Source organism: Bacillus stratosphericus (genome assembly GCF_020524495.1).
In the GTDB taxonomy this organism is placed as follows: Bacteria; Bacillota; Bacilli; order Bacillales; family Bacillaceae; genus Bacillus; species Bacillus stratosphericus_B.
The window spans coordinates 1-19,671 of sequence record NZ_JAIVLB010000035.1 but is presented as its reverse complement, the minus strand read 5'-3'; the positions used below and the strand labels follow the sequence as shown (position 1 = coordinate 19,671).

Below are 19,671 nucleotides of genomic sequence, written 5' to 3'. Positions count from 1 at the left end.
CATTTCTGCAATGAAAATATGCTTTTTGGTGATGCTAATCATGAGGTAAAAAAAGAGGGAAGATAATTCCTATGAAGCATTGACATGACGCAAGGATTTAATATAAGATATCTTATTGAACGGATACTCTTATCCCGAGTTGGTGGAGGGACAGGCCCGATGAAGCCCAGCAACCGGTTTCTTATGAAAAAGGCATGAATATGCTGAGAAACCAAGGTGCTAACCTGATGCAAGGTACAAGAACACCTTGAGCGATAAGAGTGAAAGGCATGCGATCTCAGACCCTTTCCTCACAATGAAGGAAATGGTTTTTTTATTTTGGGGAAACCCTATGAACAAATTGCCAATAACATCTCTAATATAAATGTTTTCATATAAGAGGGAACGAGTTCCGTATCATAATTGGAGACCTCATTTTGGGATGATGTGGTCTTGTACAGGAGGAAATAGCCATTATGAGTCAAAATCGTCGTTTATTTACTTCAGAATCAGTGACGGAAGGACATCCGGATAAAATCTGTGATCAAATTTCAGACAGCATTTTGGATGAAATTTTAAAGAAAGATCCAAATGCACGCGTTGCCTGTGAAACTTCTGTAACAACCGGTCTCGTATTAGTAAGCGGTGAGATTACAACGTCTACTTATGTCGATATTCCAAACACGGTACGTGACACGATTAAAGAAATTGGCTACACACGTGCGAAATATGGTTTTGATGCGGAAACATGTGCGGTTCTTACGTCAATTGATGAGCAGTCTGCTGATATTGCGCAAGGTGTAGACAAAGCACTTGAAGCACGTGAAGGAACAATGACCGAAGAAGAAATTGATGCAATCGGTGCAGGTGATCAAGGGCTTATGTTTGGTTTTGCAAACAACGAAACAGAAGAGCTTATGCCGCTGCCGATTTCACTAGCGCATAAATTATCTCGTCGTTTAACAGAAGTTCGCAAGGATGAAACACTTGCATATCTTCGTCCAGATGGAAAAACACAAGTAACAGTTGAATATGATGAGCAAAACAAACCTGCTCGTATTGATACAGTGGTTATCTCCACACAGCATGCACCAGAAGTGACACTTGAACAAATTCAAAGCGACATAAAAGAGCATGTGATTAACCCTGTGGTTCCAAGTGAACTGATTGATGAAGAGACAAAATACTTTATTAACCCAACAGGTCGTTTCGTGATCGGTGGACCTCAAGGGGATGCTGGTTTAACCGGACGTAAAATCATCGTTGACACGTATGGCGGCTACGCTCGTCATGGCGGCGGTGCTTTCTCTGGAAAGGATGCAACGAAGGTTGACCGTTCTGCGGCATACGCTGCTCGCTACGTAGCGAAAAACATCGTAGCAGCTGGCCTTGCAGATTCTTGTGAAGTACAACTTGCTTATGCAATTGGTGTAGCACAGCCTGTATCGATTTCAATTGATACATTTGGAACAGGAAAAGCGTCTGAAGAAAAGTTAATTGAAGTGGTTCGTGTGAACTTTGATCTTCGTCCGGCTGGCATTATTAAAATGCTTGACCTGCGTCGCCCTATCTATAAACAAACAGCTGCATACGGACATTTTGGCCGTCACGACTTAGATCTTCCATGGGAAAAAATAGATAAGGCAGACACGCTTCGCAAAGAAGCATTAGGACAATAAAAACATATTAAACCGCTTATTTTAAGCGGTTTTCCTTTTGATTAAAAAAATTTTAACAAAAAGCATAAAAATGTGAAACGAAATAGGGCAAAATACTGTCTAATTATAGGTCTACTTTTAAAGAAATAACATAACGTGGAGGCAATAATATGTGTGGGTTTGTTGGTGTATTTAATCACCGTCCATTGTCCGAAACTACAGAGCAGGAAGAGTTAATTAAACAAATGAATCGTCTCATCGTTCATCGTGGTCCAGATGATGAGGGATACTTTCATGATGAGCATGTAGGTTTTGGATTTAGACGTTTAAGTATAATAGATGTTGAACATGGAAAGCAGCCTTTTTCTTATGAAGATGAAAAATATTGGATTATTTTCAATGGAGAAATTTATAACTATGTGGAGCTGAAGGAAGAGCTTGTGAAAAAAGGCTACACGTTCAGTACAGATTCTGATACAGAAGTCCTTCTTGCCACATACCGTCATTATAAAGAAGAAGCGGCTTCTAAGCTTCGCGGAATGTTTGCATTTTTAATTTGGGATAAAGAAGCACAGCTATTATATGGCGCAAGAGACCCTTTTGGAATCAAACCGCTTTATTTTACACAAATAGATGAGAAGGTGTACTTTGCTTCTGAACGCAAAAGTTTAATGGCTGTGAATGAGAACATCTTATTTGATGAGACCTCTTTGCAGCAATACATGTCTTTCCAGTTCGTTCCTGAGCCAAATACACTTGATCAAAAAGTGCTCAAAGTGGAGCCAGGCCACCAGTTTACGTTGCGTCCTCACCAAGACATTGAATTTAAAACGTATTGGAAAGTTCAATTCAAACCTGAACAAACACAAGAGCGGAAATTAATAGAAGAAGTGAGAGATGCAATATATGATTCTGTGAAGGTACACATGAGAAGTGATGTGCCTGTTGGTTCGTTCCTATCAGGTGGTATTGATTCTTCCTTTATCGTGTCTGTGGCAAAGGAATTTCACCCTGAGTTGAAGACGTTCTCTGTTGGCTTTCAGCAAGATGGTTTTAGTGAAGTGGATGTGGCAAAGGAAACAGCTGATAAGCTGGGCTTACAAAACTTTAGTGCCGTTATTTCCCCAGAGGAATATATGAACGAGCTTCCGAAGATTGTCTGGCATTTAGATGATCCGCTAGCTGATCCGGCGGCGATTCCACTTTATTTCGTCGCAAAAGAAGCGAAGAAACAAGTCACAGTTGTTCTTTCTGGTGAGGGAGCGGACGAGCTGTTTGGTGGATATAATATTTACCGTGAGCCTCTTTCCTTAAAGCCATTTGAACCTGTTCCATCCATGCTGAAAAAGCTTCTTCTTCGTCTTGCGCGTTTAATGCCAGAAGGAATGAAAGGGAAAAGCTTTATCGTTCGCGGCTGTACGCCACTAGAGGAACGATATATCGGCAATGCGAAAATCTTTGAAGAGCCAGTGAAGAAAAACCTATTAAAACAGTATGATCCGAACATCACGTATCGTGACGTGACGAAGACATACTTCGAGGAAAGTGCAGGTTACAGTGATATTAACAAAATGCAATATGTTGATATTCATACGTGGATGCGCGGGGACATTCTGCTGAAAGCAGATAAGATGACAATGGCGAACTCTCTTGAGCTTCGTGTCCCATTCCTTGATAAGGTCGTATTTGAAGCGGCCTCTAAAATTCCAGAAGAGCTGAAAACAAAAGATGGCACAACGAAATATTTATTGCGTAAAGCAGCAGAAGGCATTGTGCCAGACCATGTGTTAAATCGTAAAAAGCTAGGTTTCCCTGTTCCAATTCGTCATTGGCTGAAAAATGAGATGAACGCTTGGGCGAAAGACATCATTAAAAATAGTCAAACAGATGAATACATTAACAAGGAATATGTTCTTGATTTATTAAAAGAACATTGTGCTGGGAAAGCAGATCATAGCCGTAAGATTTGGACAGTCCTCATCTTTATGATGTGGCACAGCATTTATGTGGAGCGGAGTATTGATCCACAGCACTTGAATCACCAACAGAAAGAAGTCATCTTTAGTTAATGAAAAAAGGTTTTCAGCTTTCTGCTGAAAACCTTTTTTGTCATGATAGGAAGTGGTGTATACGGGTAAAATAACAAGAGTTCATAGTTATTGCTTAATATCCTGAAAAAAACATGATAAAGTGAATATACACGTATGATGTTAACGCGATAAAAGGGAACGATAGTATTGTCCTTTTTCTACATATTCTCTGCGGATACGGTCCATGTCTTGGATATCTTCATCTGTTAACAGACGAACCACTTTGGCTGGACGGCCAAAAGCGAGTGATCCTTTTGGGATGACTTTTCCTTGCGGGATGAGACTACTTGCACCGATAAAGGCACCTTCGCAAATTTCCGCACCATCGAGAATGATAGACCCCATGCCAATGAGGGCATTTTTTCTAATGATTGAGCTATGTAATGTGACTTGGTGTCCAATGGTAGCACCATCTTCAATCAGAAGTGTTTTTCCAGGACTTTGATGCAGACAGGATAAGTCTTGAATGTTGACGTTTTTTCCAATTCTTACAGGAGCGACATCACCTCTAATGACGGTTTGGAACCAAACGCTCGAATATTCTCCGATCGTGACATCGCCAGAAATGGTGGCGTTATCTGCGACAAAGACCGATTCATGAATCTCAGGTGTAAACTGATGATATGGATAAATCACTTTTTCGACTTCCTTTCTTAATACAACATTTGTGAGGTGTTTACTTTTGTGGACTTGGCATGCTGAAAGACCAGTTGGTACCATTGTAATTGTCCATGGTGCTAGTGAATATCATGGCCGATATAAATGGCTGATTGAAATGTGGCGTCATGCAGGCTATCACGTCGTCATGGGTGACCTTCCTGGGCAAGGGACCTCGACACGTGCACGTGGCCACATCCGATCCTTTCAAGAATACATTGATTCAATAGATGAATGGATTGAACATGCGAAGTCATTCAGACTTCCTACATTTTTACTTGGGCACAGCATGGGTGGACTTATTTCAATTGAATGGGTCAAGCAGTATACCCATACGAAGATTGATGGACTTATTTTATCATCACCTTGTTTAGGTCTGCAATTTAAACCAAAGAAGCTGATGGATTTTGCGTCAAAAGGTCTAAATGTGCTGGTGCCGTCTTTTAAGGTTGAGTCGGGGCTGTCAATTGAACTTGCCACGCGGAATCAGTCTGTGATTGAGGCCGATTCAAATGATTCACTATATGTGACAAAGGTGTCAGTTCGCTGGTACCGAGAGTTGGTGAAAAATATCGATGCAGCGATGCAGCCAACGAATGTTTTTCGCTCAATTCCTCTCCTGTTAATGCAAGCAGGTGATGATAAAATCGTGGATAAAACGAGGGTGATCAAATGGTTCAATGGCATTGAATCATACAATAAATCTTATCGTGAATGGGAAGGGCTGTATCACGAAATTTTTAATGAGCCTGAAAAAGACGATGTGTTTAATGCGGCAAGAGCCTTTACAGATCAATATATCTGATTGTGAGCTTAAGTTGGGGGTGAAGTGATTTGTCAGTACCAGAACGTCCTTTTGCACTGATGACAAAGGTGTATAAAGATATTTTTCCGCTTGTTCATCAGGAGCTAAAGAAGTGGCGGGCTTATGCAGAAATGATTGAAAATGAAGAACTGAGAACGCAAGCACTAGCAAGCATATCCAGTAAAACATTTCACTGTGAAGGAGGAGGTATCTTATCTCTTCTAGCAGGTGAAGCAAAAAAAACATGTATTGAATTCATTGTGGCGTACCAAACGATCAGTGATTACTTAGATAACCTGTGTGATCGCAGCACGTCGCTTGATCCAAAGGACTTTCATATGCTGCATCAAGCGATGAGAGATGCGCTTGATATTCATGCTGAACTCAAGCCGTATTATCAATTCCGTGATGACCAAGAGGATCATGGGTATTTACATGCGCTTGTCCGTACATGTCAAGACATGCTGTCAGGCTTAGAGCATTATCCGATCATTCAGCCCTATTTACACACGCTGTGTGAGTACTATAGTGATTTGCAAGTACATAAGCACGTGGTCCCTCATGAGCGTGTGCCTCGATTAGAATCATGGTTTCGCCAATATGAAAAGGATTTGCCGAAGATGGAATGGTATGAGTTTTCAGCATGTGCAGGATCAACGCTAGGCATTTTCTGTCTTGTGGCATATGCACTTCAGCCTGATTTTACAGAGAAGCAGGCAAAGCAAATTTATGAAAGCTATTTCCCCTATATCCAAGGTCTGCACATTTTACTGGATTACTTAATTGATCAAGAAGAGGATCGGCTTGGGGGGGATCTGAATTTTTGCTCATACTATAGCACCCATGATGAGATGATGGACAGACTTCAGCATTTTATCGAAAAAGCGGATGAGCAGCTGAAAGGCATTCCGCACGAAAACTTTCACAAACTGATCAACAGAGGATTACTGGCGGTCTATTTGTCCGATGAAAAAGTGACAGCCCAAAAAGAGATGAACAAGCTGGCAAAGAGGCTAATCAAATCAAGCGGGAAAACGTCTTTCTTTTTTTATATCAACGGAAGAGCCTATCGGACCTATCAGAAAATGCCTTGGATGAAATCCTCATAAAAAAGCTCAAATCCACTAGGATTTGAGCTTTTTTTCAATGGCTACCACAAAGGGTGGGTCGTTATGAATATTCATGTATTGATAAGACAAGACTTGTACTTCTTCATAATGGAGTGACCTGCAAAAATCAAGAAGCACTTCTTTTTCTTTTTTTCCTTCGGGATGACCGTGGTAAATAACAAGAACGATCAGACCTCCGGGTTTTAGCAAGTCAATGAGCTGTTTGATCGCTTCAATGGTCGTATCAGCCTGTGTGGTGACGGTTTTATCGCCTCCTGGTAAGTACCCAAGGTTAAACACCGCACAAGAAATGTGTCCATAATTATCCGCTGGTATGTGATCAGCAAGTTTTTCATGTCCGTCATGGATGAGATAAACGTAAGGATATTGCTCACCAAGCCTTTTGCTTGTTTGCTTTAAGGCCTCCTCCTGAACATCGAATGCAAAAACTTGTCCATCTTTTCCTACAAGGTCAGCTAAATAGCGTGTATCGTGGCCATTTCCCATTGTTGCATCAATGACGATGTCGCCTTTTTTACAAGCACGTTCTAACAACTCTTTACTAAAAGGGAGCATGCGTTTTAAAATCATTTGGACGCTTCTTCCAATCTGACGAAACGTTTGCCTTGGTAGCTGTTACGTCTCGCAAGCTCAGCATTGATGGCATTGAGCACTTCCCACTTATTCACACTCCACATCGGACCAACCATTAATTCAATGGGCCCATCGCCTGTAATTCGGTGAATAATCATGTCTGGCGGCAATATCTCCAGCTGATCACAAACAAGCTGAACATATTCTCCTTGGCTTAAAAACTCAAGCTTGCCTTTTTCGTATTGCTTGACCATTGGTGTTCCTTTTAAAAGGTGAAGTAAATGGATTTTAATGCCTTGCACATCTAATTCAGCGACAGCTTTTGCTGTTTCCATCATCATGTCTCGATTTTCAAGAGGCAATCCGTTGATGATATGTGAGCAGACACGAATTCCGTGTTTTCGCAGTTTTTCTACACCTTCTACATAGCATTCATAATCATGGGCACGGTTGATCAGCATAGCTGTCCGTTCGTGTACGGTTTGAAGGCCAAGCTCCACCCATAGGTAAGTCCCCTCGTTTAATTCAGCTAAATAATCCACAACGTCATCTGGTAGACAGTCAGGTCTTGTGGCAATGGATAAACCAACCACTCCATCTAAATTCATGACGGTTTCATATTTTTCTTTTAAGACAGAAAGTGGCGCATGTGTGTTTGTATACGCTTGAAAATACGCCATGTATTTTCCGTCTTTCCATTTTGTGTGCATCCGGTCCTTGATTTCATTAAATTGAGTGATGAGATCATCTGCGCGGTTTCCCGCAAAATCACCAGACCCAGAGGCACTGCAAAATGTACAGCCTCCGTGGGCTACAGTACCATCACGGTTTGGACAATCAAAGCCACCGTCTAAGGCCACTTTAAATACTTTATGACCAAAGTGCTCACGCAAATGATAGTTCCATGTGTGATAACGTTTTTCGCTGTTTGAATATAAAAAAGGGTTATGCTGATCCAAGTCAGTAACCTCCTTGCATAATAATAGGCATCCTAAAATTTTAACAAAAATCACGAAGGAGAACAATTGAATCTGTCCAACATTTTCTTTAGTGAAAAAGCTTTACGCGGGTAAAATAAGCGGGAACGGGTGATGAAATGGAGGGAATGCAAGATGGCAACAAGAAATTCGATCGATGAATTTATGAAAAAAAGTACTGAAACCCTTGAATTTGCTAGTGAACAATTTGATTTGAGCTCTCGCCAAGAGCATTATAATGAAGAAGAATTTTCTAAAGCGCAGCTCATGCTTGAGGAAGCAGTGAATGAATTAGATAAATTAATGGATGTGGCTAATGATCAACAGAGAGAGCGTTTAGATAGGACGCGGGTTCAAATTCAAACCCTGCAAAATCAAATGATTTTAGGTATTTCATACGAATGATGAACAGATCCTTATATTAAGGGTCTGTTTTTTTTTTTCGAAAGGCTATTGACATCTCGAGCGAGTGTCTGTATTGTATTAAGTGTACTACATCAACTAATACACTATAGACACTTAAAAGTGAAGAAGGTGTTTAACCATGAAAAAAGAAAAAAAACCAATCAATATGAAGTGGATGGTGCTGGCTGCTGCGTTAGCATGTACATTTTTTTTCGTTCTCGTTTTCATTGGTTTTGAAGTTCAAAAAGATTTTATACCTAATTCGACTCCTTTAATGCATGGACATGATCAAGTGATAGGACTGCAAAAACGTGAATGAGGAAAGAGGGATTCATCATGATTCAAATAGATCCAAGAATCGTTAAAGCCGAGAAGCTTTCAGAGGTGATGCTCAACTATTGGCTTTGAACATCACTAGGAACACAGAATTTCTGTGAGTGGATAGCGTCAGGTGAGTTTTTATTCATTGATATGTAAAAGTTGAAGGAAGGAGCAGCTTTAGTGAAACCAACAATAAATAAAGATCGAATCAATGTGATTGATTTAATTAGAGGATTTGCTTTAATTGGTCTTCCTTTTCTTAATGTGCTTGTTCTTTGGGCACCACATGTTCACTTATCAGGAACACAGGGAGATATTTTGGTTCAGCGTTTCTTATATATTTTTGTGGAAGGACGTTTTTACGCGATATTTTCCTTTTTGTTTGGATTGGGAATTTGGATTTTTATTACAAGAGCCAAAGAAAAAACCAATCATCCTTATGCCCTTTTTATTCGACGAATGTTGATCTTGGCTATAGTAGGAGGAATACATCAGATAATACAACCTGGTGAAGCTTTATTGGTATATGCGATTTTAGGATTGCCTGTTGTTTTTTTTGATAGACTTCCGAGATGGATTAATCTCACACTTGGTATAGTGGGGATTATGATAGGGAGCTATTTAGGAGTTAAAGTATTTTTACCTTTACCTTTAATGATTCTTGGTATAGCATTCGGCCAATATCGTATATTTGAGACTTATATCAAAATGCGAAAAATATGGGTGATGGTGGCTGTTCTTTCATTTGTGGCAACTACCATTTCAGCCGTTTTCCTTTGGCTAAAATCACCTACACTTGGGTTAAGTGTTGAAGGTGTTAAATTAAGCGAAGCACAGTTAGCATCAAATTCGGCTTTTTATGACATGACAGATTTGTCTATGATGTTGGCTCCGATTTTTTCTGTTTTTTATGTTAGTTTTCTTGTTCTGCTTGAACCTTTGATGAAAAAATGGGTATCACCGTTAAATTCATTTGGACGGATGGCATTTACAAACTACATTGGTCAATCAGTTATACTGGCTATTATAGCGATATTTATCCCAGATGGTATTGTAGTTTCATATACGGTTTCAACAATCACGTGTGCGATTGTCGTGATAGCTCAGATTATTTTTTCTTCACTATGGCTTAGATTTTTTAAGTATGGTCCATTAGAATGGATTTGGAGGTGTGGGACTTATGGAAAATGGCTGACAATACGGAAATAAACAAATATTCCACGGCAATATCATGTGAGATAAAAAACATCATCTGTTCAATAAAAGAGTGTCAATTGTTATCTTGTCATATCTGCGACATCGGTGTCGAACTCAATCCAACACGTAGGCACCGAGAACATATGTGTTAACAGCTAACAGCTTAGAGAAAATAAATTTTAAAAAAGAACCTTCTGTCCCCAAATGGAACTGGTAGCGATTTTGTTAATTTGTACTTTCTTTTTCATCCTTGTAAGCTTTTATTTCCAAAAAAGGATTTTCAGCATATGTTTTTGATGATGAGTTTAAATAGATGAAATAGATGAAAATGAAGGTGTAAAGAAGGGAGTCATGATGATCCAAATAGATCCAAGAAGCGCTGCGCCAATATATGAACAAATCATTGAGCAGTTAAAAATATTGTGCCTAAAAGGTGTAATGAAACCCGGTGACAAACTGCCCTCGGTGAGAGAGCTGGCCACGATCATCATCGCTAACCCAAACACGGTCAGCAAAGCGTATAAAGAGCTTGAACGGGAAGGGATTATTGAAACACTAAGAGGCCGCGGTACGTATGTGACAGAAAGAGCACAGTTAAAGCTGAATGAGGGGAAGGTATTGGAGATGAAGGAGCAATTAAGACAACTCATCATAGAAGCTCATTATGCCGGTATTGACATTCATCAACTTAAGGAATGGCTAGAAGAGATCGGTTCAAGTCTAAAAGGAGGAAAACAAGTTGATTGAGGTCAGAAATGTATCTAAGAAATTAAATGGACGCGAAGTACTCAGTGATGTTTCCTTCAAGATAGGCGAAGGGGAGATCTTCGGTCTGCTTGGCCGGAATGGCTCAGGAAAAACAACACTTCTCAGGTTGATTCAGCAAATTCTTCTTCCGGATGAAGGGGCGATTTATTTTAAAGATGTGCTCGTGAAAGACCACCCATTAGTGAAGCAAAATATTGTGTATATGCCGGTCGTGAATCCTTACTTTGACAGGTACAATTATGGACAGCTTGTGAAGCTGTTAAAACAAATCTATCCGAAGTTTGACGTGACATATGCCAATGAGCTTGTGAACCGGTATGAGATTCCGGAAAAAGTGAAATACCGTGAATTGTCGACAGGTTTAAAGAAACAGCTGTCATTAATTTTAAGCTTTGCGATCAAACCAGCGGTCATTTTGTTAGATGAGCCGACAGATGGAATTGATGCGGTCACAAGAAATGACGTACTTCAGCTGATGATTGATGAGGTAGCAGAACGAAAAACGAGTGTTTTAATCACATCTCACCGTTTAGAGGATATTGAGCGTATGTGTAATCGAATCGGTTTTTTAGAAGGAAATCACCTCACAAGTGTCATGGATTTAGATGAGTTAAAAAATGACTATGTCAAAATCCAAATGGCATTTGAAGAGGATATGAACTTAAGTATTAGAAAAAAAGGTGTCGCTATTTTAGATCAGGCGGGTGTTTTCTATACAGTGCTTATACTCAAAACAGATGTAGAGGCAAACGAGTATTTGAAATCGCTACAGCCGAAAGTATGGTATGAACTGCCTGTGAATTTAGAAGAAGTATTTATTGCGAAGTTTGGAGGGAAACGCAGATGGTAAAGCGGCAATTATTATATAAGGAATGGAAGCAATCAGAGCTGACATTCATTTTAGTAGTGCTTGTTGCGGTGCTTGCGACACCCTTTTTAGTCTTAATGGAATATTCATCCTTTCAAAAGTGTTTAAATAATATATGGTGTGTTGTGGATACACCACGTTTTTCTTATAACTTTATGAAAGATGCTTTCCTCTCTCTTTCATGGTTAATGGGAATCTTATTTGCTGTGATTCAGTTTGGATTTGAGAGGAATAAAGGGCAAATGGACTTTACATTATCTTTGCCGTTTAGCAGAAGCACCATCTATCATACCAAATTTTTCTTAGGTGCTGGAATTATTGCGATCGTTCATGTCGCCTCATATGTTCTCACTTATTTACTCATATTAGGCCTTAACCCACTAGAGACACCTGGTTTTAACAGCAGTTATTTGTTTGCGCTGGTGTCCTCATTGATGATCTATAGTTTGTTTTTTGCCGCTGGTACTTTAACAGGCAGCGCAATTTCCCAAGCGATCGTTGCATTCAGTACAGCCATTTTACCCTTTTTAGTGATTGGACTACCGATCGTTCATTTAGATTTTATCATGAAAACAAGTGGGATTTGGGTGGATAAGAACTTCTTCACTTATTGGATAGAGCCCATTTCTCCAATTACTTATATCATACCTGGACAATTTCAATATGCATATCCGATTTGGTTCACTGGTGAAGGGTTCATCATACCAATTGTCATGATGGTTCTTTTTTATCTAATTGGCTTGTTTAGCTTTATCAAACATCCAAACGAACGAAATGGTCGCTTCTTCCTTCATCAAACAATTGATCGACCAATTCAGATTATGGTGATTCTCTTTGGTGTTCTAGGATTTGGATGGGCTGGATTCACTTCAGACAATTCAATATTTGGTTATGTCGTTGGCATGTTAATCGGTGGAATCGTAGGTGCACTGACGAGTTATTTATTGATATATCGAAAAAGATAAACAGAGAGTAGGGGATTAAAGATGATTCAGATTCAAGCGTTAGATCATGTGTTTAAAATTGGTAAAAAGGGAAGAGAGAACGAAATACCTGTACTCAAAGGCATTGACTTATCCATCAAAAGAGGCGACATTGCTTGTATCGTTGGGAGAAGTGGTTCTGGGAAATCCACTTTACTCAATTTAATGTCAGGATATATTACGCCAACGAGTGGACAAATTGTCATCGATGGAACCAATGTGACAGGCTTTAATGAAAAAGAATGGGCGGACTTTCGATTAGATCACTTTGGCTTTATCTTTCAAAGCTTTCAATTGATCGGGAGCTTAACAACATTTGAAAATATTGAGCTTCCGCTCACTTTAAAAGGTGTGAAGCCGTCTGATCGAAAGGAGAAAGTAAAAGACATGCTCAAACGAGTAGGCCTTGAACATCACGCAGGGCATTATCCGAATGAACTGTCAGGTGGACAGCAGCAGCGTGTGAGTATTGCAAGAGCATTGATTTTAAATCCATCTATTATTTTAGCGGATGAACCGACAGGCAGTCTGGATTCAGAAACAGAAGGAGAAATTTTAGCCTTTATCCAGCAGCTTAATCGTGAAAAAGGAATTACATTTGTTATCATTACACATGACGATGAAGTCGCTTCAATCGCAGACACAACGTTCCAGCTTCATGATGGTGTGTTAAAGAAAGGGGAACAGTCCAATGAAATTTAAAGATCAGGTCAAATTCATTAGAAGAAATATGAAGAAAAATAAATTGCGTGTGTTTATGACCATTCTTGCGACGACAATGGCATGCTCTTTCTTAATCGTTCTAGCATCTGTCGGTTTTGGTCTGCAAAAATCGGCTCAGGATGAAATTATGCAACAGCAAATCATCACAGAAATTAAAGTGTTAGGTGAAGAAAAGGGAGACATCAAGGTTGATGATTTAAAGAAATATGATCATGTGAAATCTGTTGTCGCAAGAACGTCTATTAATCCATTGTTAAAAGTTGAGCTCGATGACCGCTCAAGTGAAGTGCAGGTTGCCTTTACGGATATGAAAAAAGAAAAAGAAGCGGGTCTTGAGCTAGACCGAGGAAGAGTTCCAACATCAGCGAATGAAATTGTGGTTGGGTATCATATGGCAGAACGCCTGTGGACTGAAAAAGAACGCAAAGCCTATGAAAAAGAAGTGAATGATCCTTCAAGTGATAGAGAATCATTAAAAGAGCCAAAAGGCTACACGAAGGAGATTTTAAATAAAGTCATTCAAATCAACGTGCCAAAACTCAATGAAGAAAATGAAGTCGTCAAAGAAAAAACATTTGATTTCCGTGTAGTTGGCGTTCTGAAAAAGCCGAATTTGGAGTGGCAGATGGATAATTCAATTTTGATCCCGAATGCTTATCAAAAGCAATTTGGTCAAGTGCTGGATATGTCTGCTGAAGCCGGCAATATCGACAAGTCGATATCTGTTTATGCAGACAAATTCGACAATGTCGGTGCGCTGACTGATAAATTGACAGGTGACGGCTATCAAGTCATCTCTGTAACGAGCCAGCTCAAAGGAATGGATAAGTTCTTTATGGCCTTCAAAATTGGACTCATTTTTGTCGGATGTATTGCGGTCATTATTTCTGCAATCGGTATTTTCAATACGATGACCATGGCGGTAACAGAGCGAACACAAGAGATTGGTATCATGAAAGCCATTGGAGCTAATCCTTCGATAATCAAGCGAATGTTCCTAATGGAAAGTGCTTATATTGGTGTGATTGGATCGATTATCGGTATTATTATCTCGTATATCATTAGTTTCGCAGTGAATTTAATCATTCCAGCCATTTTGTCATCTGCGTCTGATGGAGGATCAAGTGAACAATTCTCGATTACCTTCTCCTATATTCCGGTAAGCCTTGTGATCACAGCGACATTGATTAGCGCAGGGGTAGCGATAATATCTGGACTCAATCCAGCACGTAAAGCAACGAAAACGAATGTATTAACAGCATTAAGAAGAGAAATTTAAAAAAAACCTCCTGTATCCCTAGTGGGCTGACAGGAGGTTTTTTTATCGTGAAACAGCTATTGCTTAGGTGCCCGATACCCTGCACGCTCTGCTTCTTCTACAGAGCAGAACATTCGTTTGAATTTTTTTGTCCGTGAGTAGTATCTGCTGCTCGGCGTGTGATAAATGCCATTGACACTCCCTTTGATGTGACAGGTAGCTGATTCTTTTTTTGTCTCTTTTTGTGACTCATGACCGCCTGTATTCGTTCCATCATCTTTAGGAGCGGAGCGCTGGACGGCCGGTGACTGAGTTTCTTTGTTTACTTTCTTGTTTTCTTTTTTGAGTATTTCATTGCTAGAGGTCAGCTTGTCTATTTTCTCTTCAAGCTCTTGAATGGTTTGTTCTTGCTGTTTGACCGTTTCCTTTTCTGAGGTGATGTTTTCTAGCTTTTTTGTTAGTTTTTCTTTTTCTTTTGTCACATCTTCTAAAGAGGAAGTAAGCGTCTCTTTATCTGACTTCAAACGAGAAATTTCAGAGGTGACTTGTTTTTGATCCTTAAAGAGTGGTTCGGAAGATGGATCTGCTTGTGCAACAAACGGTAAAGACATGATGGAAAAGACGAGACCGATGATCAAAAAAGGATAAAAGCGTCTCTTGGAAAAAATTCTTTGATTTTGGCGTTTTAGTAATAAGAAATTAGCGGCATATCCTATGGCGAAGCAAAAGCATAAAAGACCTATGATGAGCAAAATGATCATCTAGCAGCCCCCTTAAATCTTTAATTCAACCTATTATAAACCATTTTTACCATTTTGTGGGGTATATTAAATAAAAAAATCTGTTTATACAGGGTTTTCAGCTATCGGCAATTCTTTAATTGCTTCTTTTATGGTTAAATAAGTGAGGTGTTTTGGAAATCTGTCTTCAAGTCATTGAGTTTTATCGAAAGCTGTGGTTTGATCCCAGGAATGATCTGTTTTGTTCTAGTTAGGTTGAGGAGAGTTGAAAATGCGTGCTGCGACAGAATCATTTAATATACAAGTTAACTTAGTGACAATAGCATCAAAGCAATCTTCAGATAGTTTTCCAATGAGTGGAAGGAGTGGACACACCATTTTTGATTGGGACGATCGGACGATCGGTGTCGAAAGCGAGGTGACTTTCTTTAATGAATCTTCTAGAAGCTGTTCATATTCCTTCTGTTTCTTTATATCCTTTTGAAAGCCAATGAAAAATGTTTCTTGTTCAATGTATAGAGGATCTATATTGAGTTCATTCCAAAAAAAGTGCCATCTTTTTTATAATTTTTTAGCTGTGTGGTAATAGGTGTTTTGTTTTGTATTCCATGACGTATTAAAGCAAGCTACTTTTGGTCTGTGTTTTTCCACTGGAGGAATCGGCAATTATGGCCAAGTATTTGATCTGTTTTGTATCCAGTCATTGTGTAAAGTCATGCTTCACATCAACGATAGGGTTTATCCTTGTAATGACAACACCAATCCCGCACGATCTAGCGCTTTTGTTATGAGTTCGAGTTGACCATATTACCCTCATTTACTGCTATTATCAGACATTTAAATGGTGTTTTTCAACCAAATTTCTTATAAACGTAGCATTATATATATTCTGTTTCAATCTTTGCAAACGCTTTGTTAAATTTGTCATCATAGTTTGTCCTCCATTAGAATATAGTTAGTAAGGAGACTTTTTTAGAAAAGTGAGGAATCATTTACTTAACATTCATAAAATGACAAAAATAGTTAATATGGATTAGGAGAAAATGATTCCAATGCATCAAGATTGTTTATAGGTCATTCACGTATAATGGAAGAAACAAGCTTTTTTTCTTCGTTAGTGAGAATAGACCTTTTACATGGATTATGACGGAACAGCAGAATGGCATTACAGGGGGGCTAGACAGCCTGAAGTCGCTTTACTATTCTAAGGGCTTTAGGAAGGTGATGAAAATGCTGCAACAAGTCATTATTGCTTGCGCCATTGGAGGGGTCATGGGCATTCTCGGTCACGTAAAGAAAAAAGGCAGGCTAGAGAAGCCCAGAATGACAAAAAAGTTTATTTACCTAGGGTTTATTGAAGATTGGCTCGTAGGGATGATTGCCGCTACACTGCTTGTCTTATCCTCAAATCCCGATTCTAGTCTGCACTTGATCATCTTATCAATTATTTCAGGTTACGGGGGAGAAGCAGTTCTGCGAAGCTTTGATTTTGTGAGAGAACAGCGTTCACAGGATGGGGACTCCAACCGTCATAACCGATCTCCACACGAATAATATCCTCTACTTTACCCTGCCTAGGGTACATTCCATTGTATACAAACCTGCTTGCACTTATGATCATAATTCTATAAAATACTACTTAGATGACGGTTACGATAAGAACAGTGAAGAGGAGTAGTAGGAAAGCAGTATTTGTCTTTAGAGAATTGACGGCTGGTGAAAGTCAATCAAATCTGCTTCTGAACTCGCCTCAGAGTTGCAGTTGCGTTGAGCTTCTGTCGCATGTCTGCGTTAAAGATATTAAGTGAGCGTATGAACAGCAAGTTACGCTAACAAGGGTGGTACCGCGGGAAACAAAAAATCTCTCGTCCCTTTCCAGGGATGAGGGTTTTTTGTTGATTTTAGAAAAATCTGAATTCTTGCAGTGGTCATTTTAGCAGATAAAGCCGTACATATTAAAGGAGGTTTTCACATTGAGTTTTCAGCATCTGGAAATTGAAAAGAAGTGGCAGGAATATTGGCTGACAAATAAAACATTCGCCACATCTGACTCGGAAAATAAACCAAAGTTTTATGCGCTGGATATGTTTCCATATCCATCAGGAGCAGGGCTTCATGTTGGGCATCCTGAGGGCTACACAGCAACGGATATTTTATCACGTATGAAACGTATGCAGGGGTATGATGTTCTTCATCCGATGGGATGGGATGCATTTGGTCTTCCAGCGGAACAGTATGCACTAGATACAGGAAATGATCCGAAGGCCTTTACAGAAGAAAACATCAATAATTTCCGCCGTCAAATTCAATCGCTAGGGTTTTCGTATGATTGGGATCGAGAAATCAACACGACAGATCCGAATTACTACAAATGGACACAGTGGATTTTCTTGAAATTGTACGAAAAAGGGTTGGCGTATATTGATGAAGTACCAGTGAACTGGTGCCCAGCTCTCGGCACTGTCCTTGCAAATGAAGAAGTCATTGATGGAAAAAGTGAACGAGGAGGGCATCCTGTTGAAAGGCGTCCAATGAAGCAATGGATGCTCAGAATTACGGCATATGCGGACAGGCTGTTAGAGGATTTAGAAGAGATTGATTGGCCTGAAAGCATCAAAGATATGCAACGTAACTGGATTGGACGTTCTGAAGGTGCGCATGTTCACTTTAAAGTAGAGGGACATGACGAGCAATTCACCGTTTTTACAACGCGTCCTGATACACTTTTTGGTGCAACGTATGCAGTTCTTGCACCAGAACATGCACTTGTTGAAAAAATTACATCAGCTGCTCAAAAAGAAGCAGTGGAAGCATATATCAAAGAGATTCAATCTAAGAGTGATTTAGAGCGGACAGATCTTGCTAAAACGAAAACGGGCATTTTCACAGGTGCGTATGCCATCAATCCTTTAAATGGTGAAAAGATGCAGATCTGGATTGCAGATTACGTATTAGCCACATATGGAACTGGAGCCATTATGGCTGTACCTGCTCATGATGAGCGTGACTATGAATTTGCCAAAACATTTGATCTTCCAATCAAAGAGGTTGTAGAAGGCGGAGACATTGAAAAAGAAGCTTATACAGGTGATGGAAAACACATAAACTCTGATTTCTTAAATGGCTTAGGGAAAGAAGAAGCGATTGAAAAAGCCATTGCATGGCTTGAAGAACATCAAAAAGGTGAAAAGAAAGTTACGTATCGTTTAAGAGATTGGCTTTTCAGCCGTCAGCGCTACTGGGGTGAGCCCATTCCAATTATTCATTGGGAAGACGGAACATCCTCAGCTGTATCAGAGGAAGACCTTCCACTGATTTTGCCTAGGACGACTGAAATTAAGCCAAGTGGAACAGGTGAATCACCTTTAGCCAATATGAAAGAATGGGTTGAGGTTGTAGATCCTGTCACAGGTAAAAAAGGACGCCGTGAAACCAATACAATGCCGCAATGGGCAGGCAGCTGCTGGTACTTCTTACGTTATATTGATCCACATAACACCGAAGAACTCGCATCTCCCGAAAAGCTAAAGAAATGGCTTCCGGTTGATGTGTATATTGGAGGAGCGGAACATGCGGTATTGCATCTTTTATATGCGCGCTTCTGGCATAAATTCTTGTATGATATCGGGGTTGTCCCAACAAAAGAACCTTTCATGAAATTGTTCAACCAAGGAATGATTCTTGGTGAAAATAATGAAAAAATGAGTAAATCAAAAGGGAACGTTGTCAATCCAGATGACATCGTAGAATCCTATGGTGCCGATACATTAAGACTTTATGAAATGTTCATGGGACCTTTAGATGCATCAATTGCTTGGTCTGAAACAGGACTTGAAGGTGCTCGTCGTTTTCTTGACCGTGTATGGCGTCTATTCACAAATGAAGATAGCTCAATCAGTGAAAAAGTAATAGAGCAATCAGGCGGTGCATTAGAGCGCAGCTATCATGAAACGGTGATGAAGGTCACGGATCATTATGAAAGTTTACGTTTCAACACAGGAATTTCACAGCTAATGGTGTTTATTAATGATGCCTATAAGGCTGATACATTGCCGAAAGAATATGCTGAAGGGTTTGTGAAACTCCTTTCTCCAATTGCACCGCATTTAGCGGAAGAGCTTTGGAATAAACTTGGTCATGAAGGATCGATTTCTTATGAAGCATGGCCACAATATGACGAGTCAAAGCTTGTCGACGAAGAAGTAGAAATTGTCGTACAGCTGAATGGGAAAGTAAAAGCAAAATTAACTGTTCCTGCTGACGCAACAAGAGAGCAGTTAGAGGAGATTGCGAAAAATGATGCACGAGTCAAAGAACAGCTTGAAGGGAAAACAATCCGCAAAGTGATTGCGGTCCCTGGGAAGCTTGTCAATATTGTTGCGAATTAAAGAACACACCCATCGGTATAAACCGGTGGGTGTTCAGACCGTAGACAAACCCCACCTTTACTTCAAGTAAAAGTGGGGTTTTCACTTATTTTGATAAAATTTATCAGTTGTCTTACGCTGGACATGGTCCTTTCCATGTCCAGTTTGCTAG

General features: G+C 39.8%; 18 protein-coding genes, 1 pseudogene, 1 riboswitch and 1 other annotated feature. Of the genes and pseudogenes, 14 read left to right on the top strand and 5 right to left on the bottom strand.

Features of this window, described 5'->3' with window-relative positions:
- Positions 1-126 precede the first annotated feature (126 nt).
- Positions 127-261, top strand: a riboswitch (SAM riboswitch).
- Positions 262-455: 194 nt separating this feature from the next.
- Positions 456-1,658 carry a methionine adenosyltransferase gene (gene metK, locus LC033_RS13195; RefSeq protein ID WP_226569166.1) on the top strand — a complete coding sequence of 401 codons (1,203 nt, stop codon included), beginning with the start codon at positions 456-458 and terminating at the stop codon, positions 1,656-1,658.
- A 149-nt stretch (positions 1,659-1,807) separates the two neighbouring features.
- Positions 1,808-3,706 (top strand): asparagine synthase (glutamine-hydrolyzing), encoded by a 1,899-nt coding sequence (gene asnB, locus LC033_RS13190; protein ID WP_226569164.1) that lies wholly within the window; start codon positions 1,808-1,810, stop codon positions 3,704-3,706.
- A 141-nt stretch (positions 3,707-3,847) separates the two neighbouring features.
- Here asnB and LC033_RS13185 read toward each other — a convergent pair whose 3' ends face one another.
- Positions 3,848-4,363, bottom strand: a complete 516-nt coding sequence (locus LC033_RS13185) for a gamma carbonic anhydrase (protein WP_226569162.1) — start codon at positions 4,361-4,363, stop codon at positions 3,848-3,850.
- A gap of 46 nt (positions 4,364-4,409) precedes the next feature.
- Between LC033_RS13185 and LC033_RS13180 the strand changes: the two genes are divergently transcribed.
- Positions 4,410-5,189, top strand: a complete 780-nt coding sequence (locus LC033_RS13180) for an alpha/beta hydrolase (protein ID WP_226569159.1) — start codon at positions 4,410-4,412, stop codon at positions 5,187-5,189.
- 29 nt (positions 5,190-5,218) lie between these two features.
- Entirely contained in the window at positions 5,219-6,298 is a 1,080-nt protein-coding gene (gene tbcS / locus LC033_RS13175) for a tetraprenyl-beta-curcumene synthase (RefSeq protein ID WP_226569157.1), read from the top strand.
- Positions 6,299-6,313: 15 nt separating this feature from the next.
- Here the strand turns inward: tbcS and mnmM are convergent, their stop codons facing one another.
- Together mnmM and mnmL are read right to left on the bottom strand one after the other, a co-directional pair.
- Positions 6,314-6,889, bottom strand: a complete 576-nt coding sequence (gene mnmM / locus LC033_RS13170) for a tRNA 5-(aminomethyl)-2-thiouridylate-methyltransferase MnmM (protein WP_226569155.1) — start codon at positions 6,887-6,889, stop codon at positions 6,314-6,316.
- On the bottom strand, positions 6,886-7,851 hold the full coding sequence (gene mnmL / locus LC033_RS13165) for a tRNA modification radical SAM protein MnmL/YtqA (protein WP_226569153.1): 966 nt from the start codon (positions 7,849-7,851) through the stop codon (positions 6,886-6,888). Before mnmL ends, mnmM begins: the two co-directional genes overlap by 4 nt.
- 153 nt (positions 7,852-8,004) lie before the next feature.
- Here mnmL and LC033_RS13160 point away from each other — a divergent pair, with 153 nt between their 5' ends.
- From LC033_RS13160 to LC033_RS13125, 8 genes are all read left to right on the top strand, one after another.
- On the top strand, positions 8,005-8,274 hold the full coding sequence (locus LC033_RS13160) for a YtzC family protein (protein ID WP_226569150.1): 270 nt from the start codon (positions 8,005-8,007) through the stop codon (positions 8,272-8,274).
- A 139-nt stretch (positions 8,275-8,413) separates the two neighbouring features.
- Entirely contained in the window at positions 8,414-8,593 is a 180-nt protein-coding gene (locus LC033_RS13155) for a hypothetical protein (protein WP_226569148.1), read from the top strand.
- 182 nt (positions 8,594-8,775) lie between these two features.
- Entirely contained in the window at positions 8,776-9,804 is a 1,029-nt protein-coding gene (locus LC033_RS17095) for a DUF418 domain-containing protein (RefSeq protein ID WP_226569146.1), read from the top strand.
- Positions 9,805-10,146: 342 nt separating this feature from the next.
- Positions 10,147-10,539: a GntR family transcriptional regulator gene (locus tag LC033_RS13145; RefSeq protein ID WP_226569182.1), complete on the top strand. Its 393-nt coding sequence runs from the start codon at positions 10,147-10,149 to the stop codon at positions 10,537-10,539.
- Entirely contained in the window at positions 10,532-11,410 is an 879-nt protein-coding gene (locus LC033_RS13140; RefSeq protein WP_226569144.1) for an ATP-binding cassette domain-containing protein, read from the top strand. The genes LC033_RS13145 and LC033_RS13140 overlap by 8 nt, the downstream gene beginning before the upstream one ends.
- Positions 11,404-12,393, top strand: a complete 990-nt coding sequence (locus LC033_RS13135; protein WP_226569142.1) for an ABC transporter permease subunit — start codon at positions 11,404-11,406, stop codon at positions 12,391-12,393. Before LC033_RS13140 ends, LC033_RS13135 begins: the two co-directional genes overlap by 7 nt.
- Before the next feature lie 21 nt (positions 12,394-12,414).
- Positions 12,415-13,113, top strand: coding sequence for an ABC transporter ATP-binding protein (locus tag LC033_RS13130; protein WP_226569140.1), 699 nt, complete (start codon positions 12,415-12,417; stop codon positions 13,111-13,113).
- The gene (locus LC033_RS13125; RefSeq protein WP_226569138.1) at positions 13,103-14,413 is read left to right on the top strand and encodes an ABC transporter permease; all 1,311 of its coding nucleotides are present in this window, start codon (positions 13,103-13,105) and stop codon (positions 14,411-14,413) included. Before LC033_RS13130 ends, LC033_RS13125 begins: the two co-directional genes overlap by 11 nt.
- A 56-nt stretch (positions 14,414-14,469) precedes the next feature.
- Here the strand turns inward: LC033_RS13125 and LC033_RS13120 are convergent, their stop codons facing one another.
- Positions 14,470-15,153, bottom strand: a complete 684-nt coding sequence (locus LC033_RS13120) for a sunset domain-containing protein (protein ID WP_226569136.1) — start codon at positions 15,151-15,153, stop codon at positions 14,470-14,472.
- An 84-nt stretch (positions 15,154-15,237) separates the two neighbouring features.
- Positions 15,238-15,921: pseudogene (locus tag LC033_RS13115) on the bottom strand (PAS domain S-box protein).
- 435 nt (positions 15,922-16,356) lie between these two features.
- Here LC033_RS13115 and LC033_RS13110 point away from each other — a divergent pair.
- Together LC033_RS13110 and leuS are read left to right on the top strand one after the other, a co-directional pair.
- Positions 16,357-16,686: a DUF4257 domain-containing protein gene (locus LC033_RS13110; RefSeq protein ID WP_226569180.1), complete on the top strand. Its 330-nt coding sequence runs from the start codon at positions 16,357-16,359 to the stop codon at positions 16,684-16,686.
- 101 nt (positions 16,687-16,787) lie between these two features.
- Positions 16,788-17,008 (top strand) — a binding site (T-box leader).
- Positions 17,009-17,105: 97 nt separating this feature from the next.
- Positions 17,106-19,520: a leucine--tRNA ligase gene (gene leuS / locus LC033_RS13105; protein ID WP_226569134.1), complete on the top strand. Its 2,415-nt coding sequence runs from the start codon at positions 17,106-17,108 to the stop codon at positions 19,518-19,520.
- Positions 19,521-19,671: the final 151 nt, after the last annotated feature.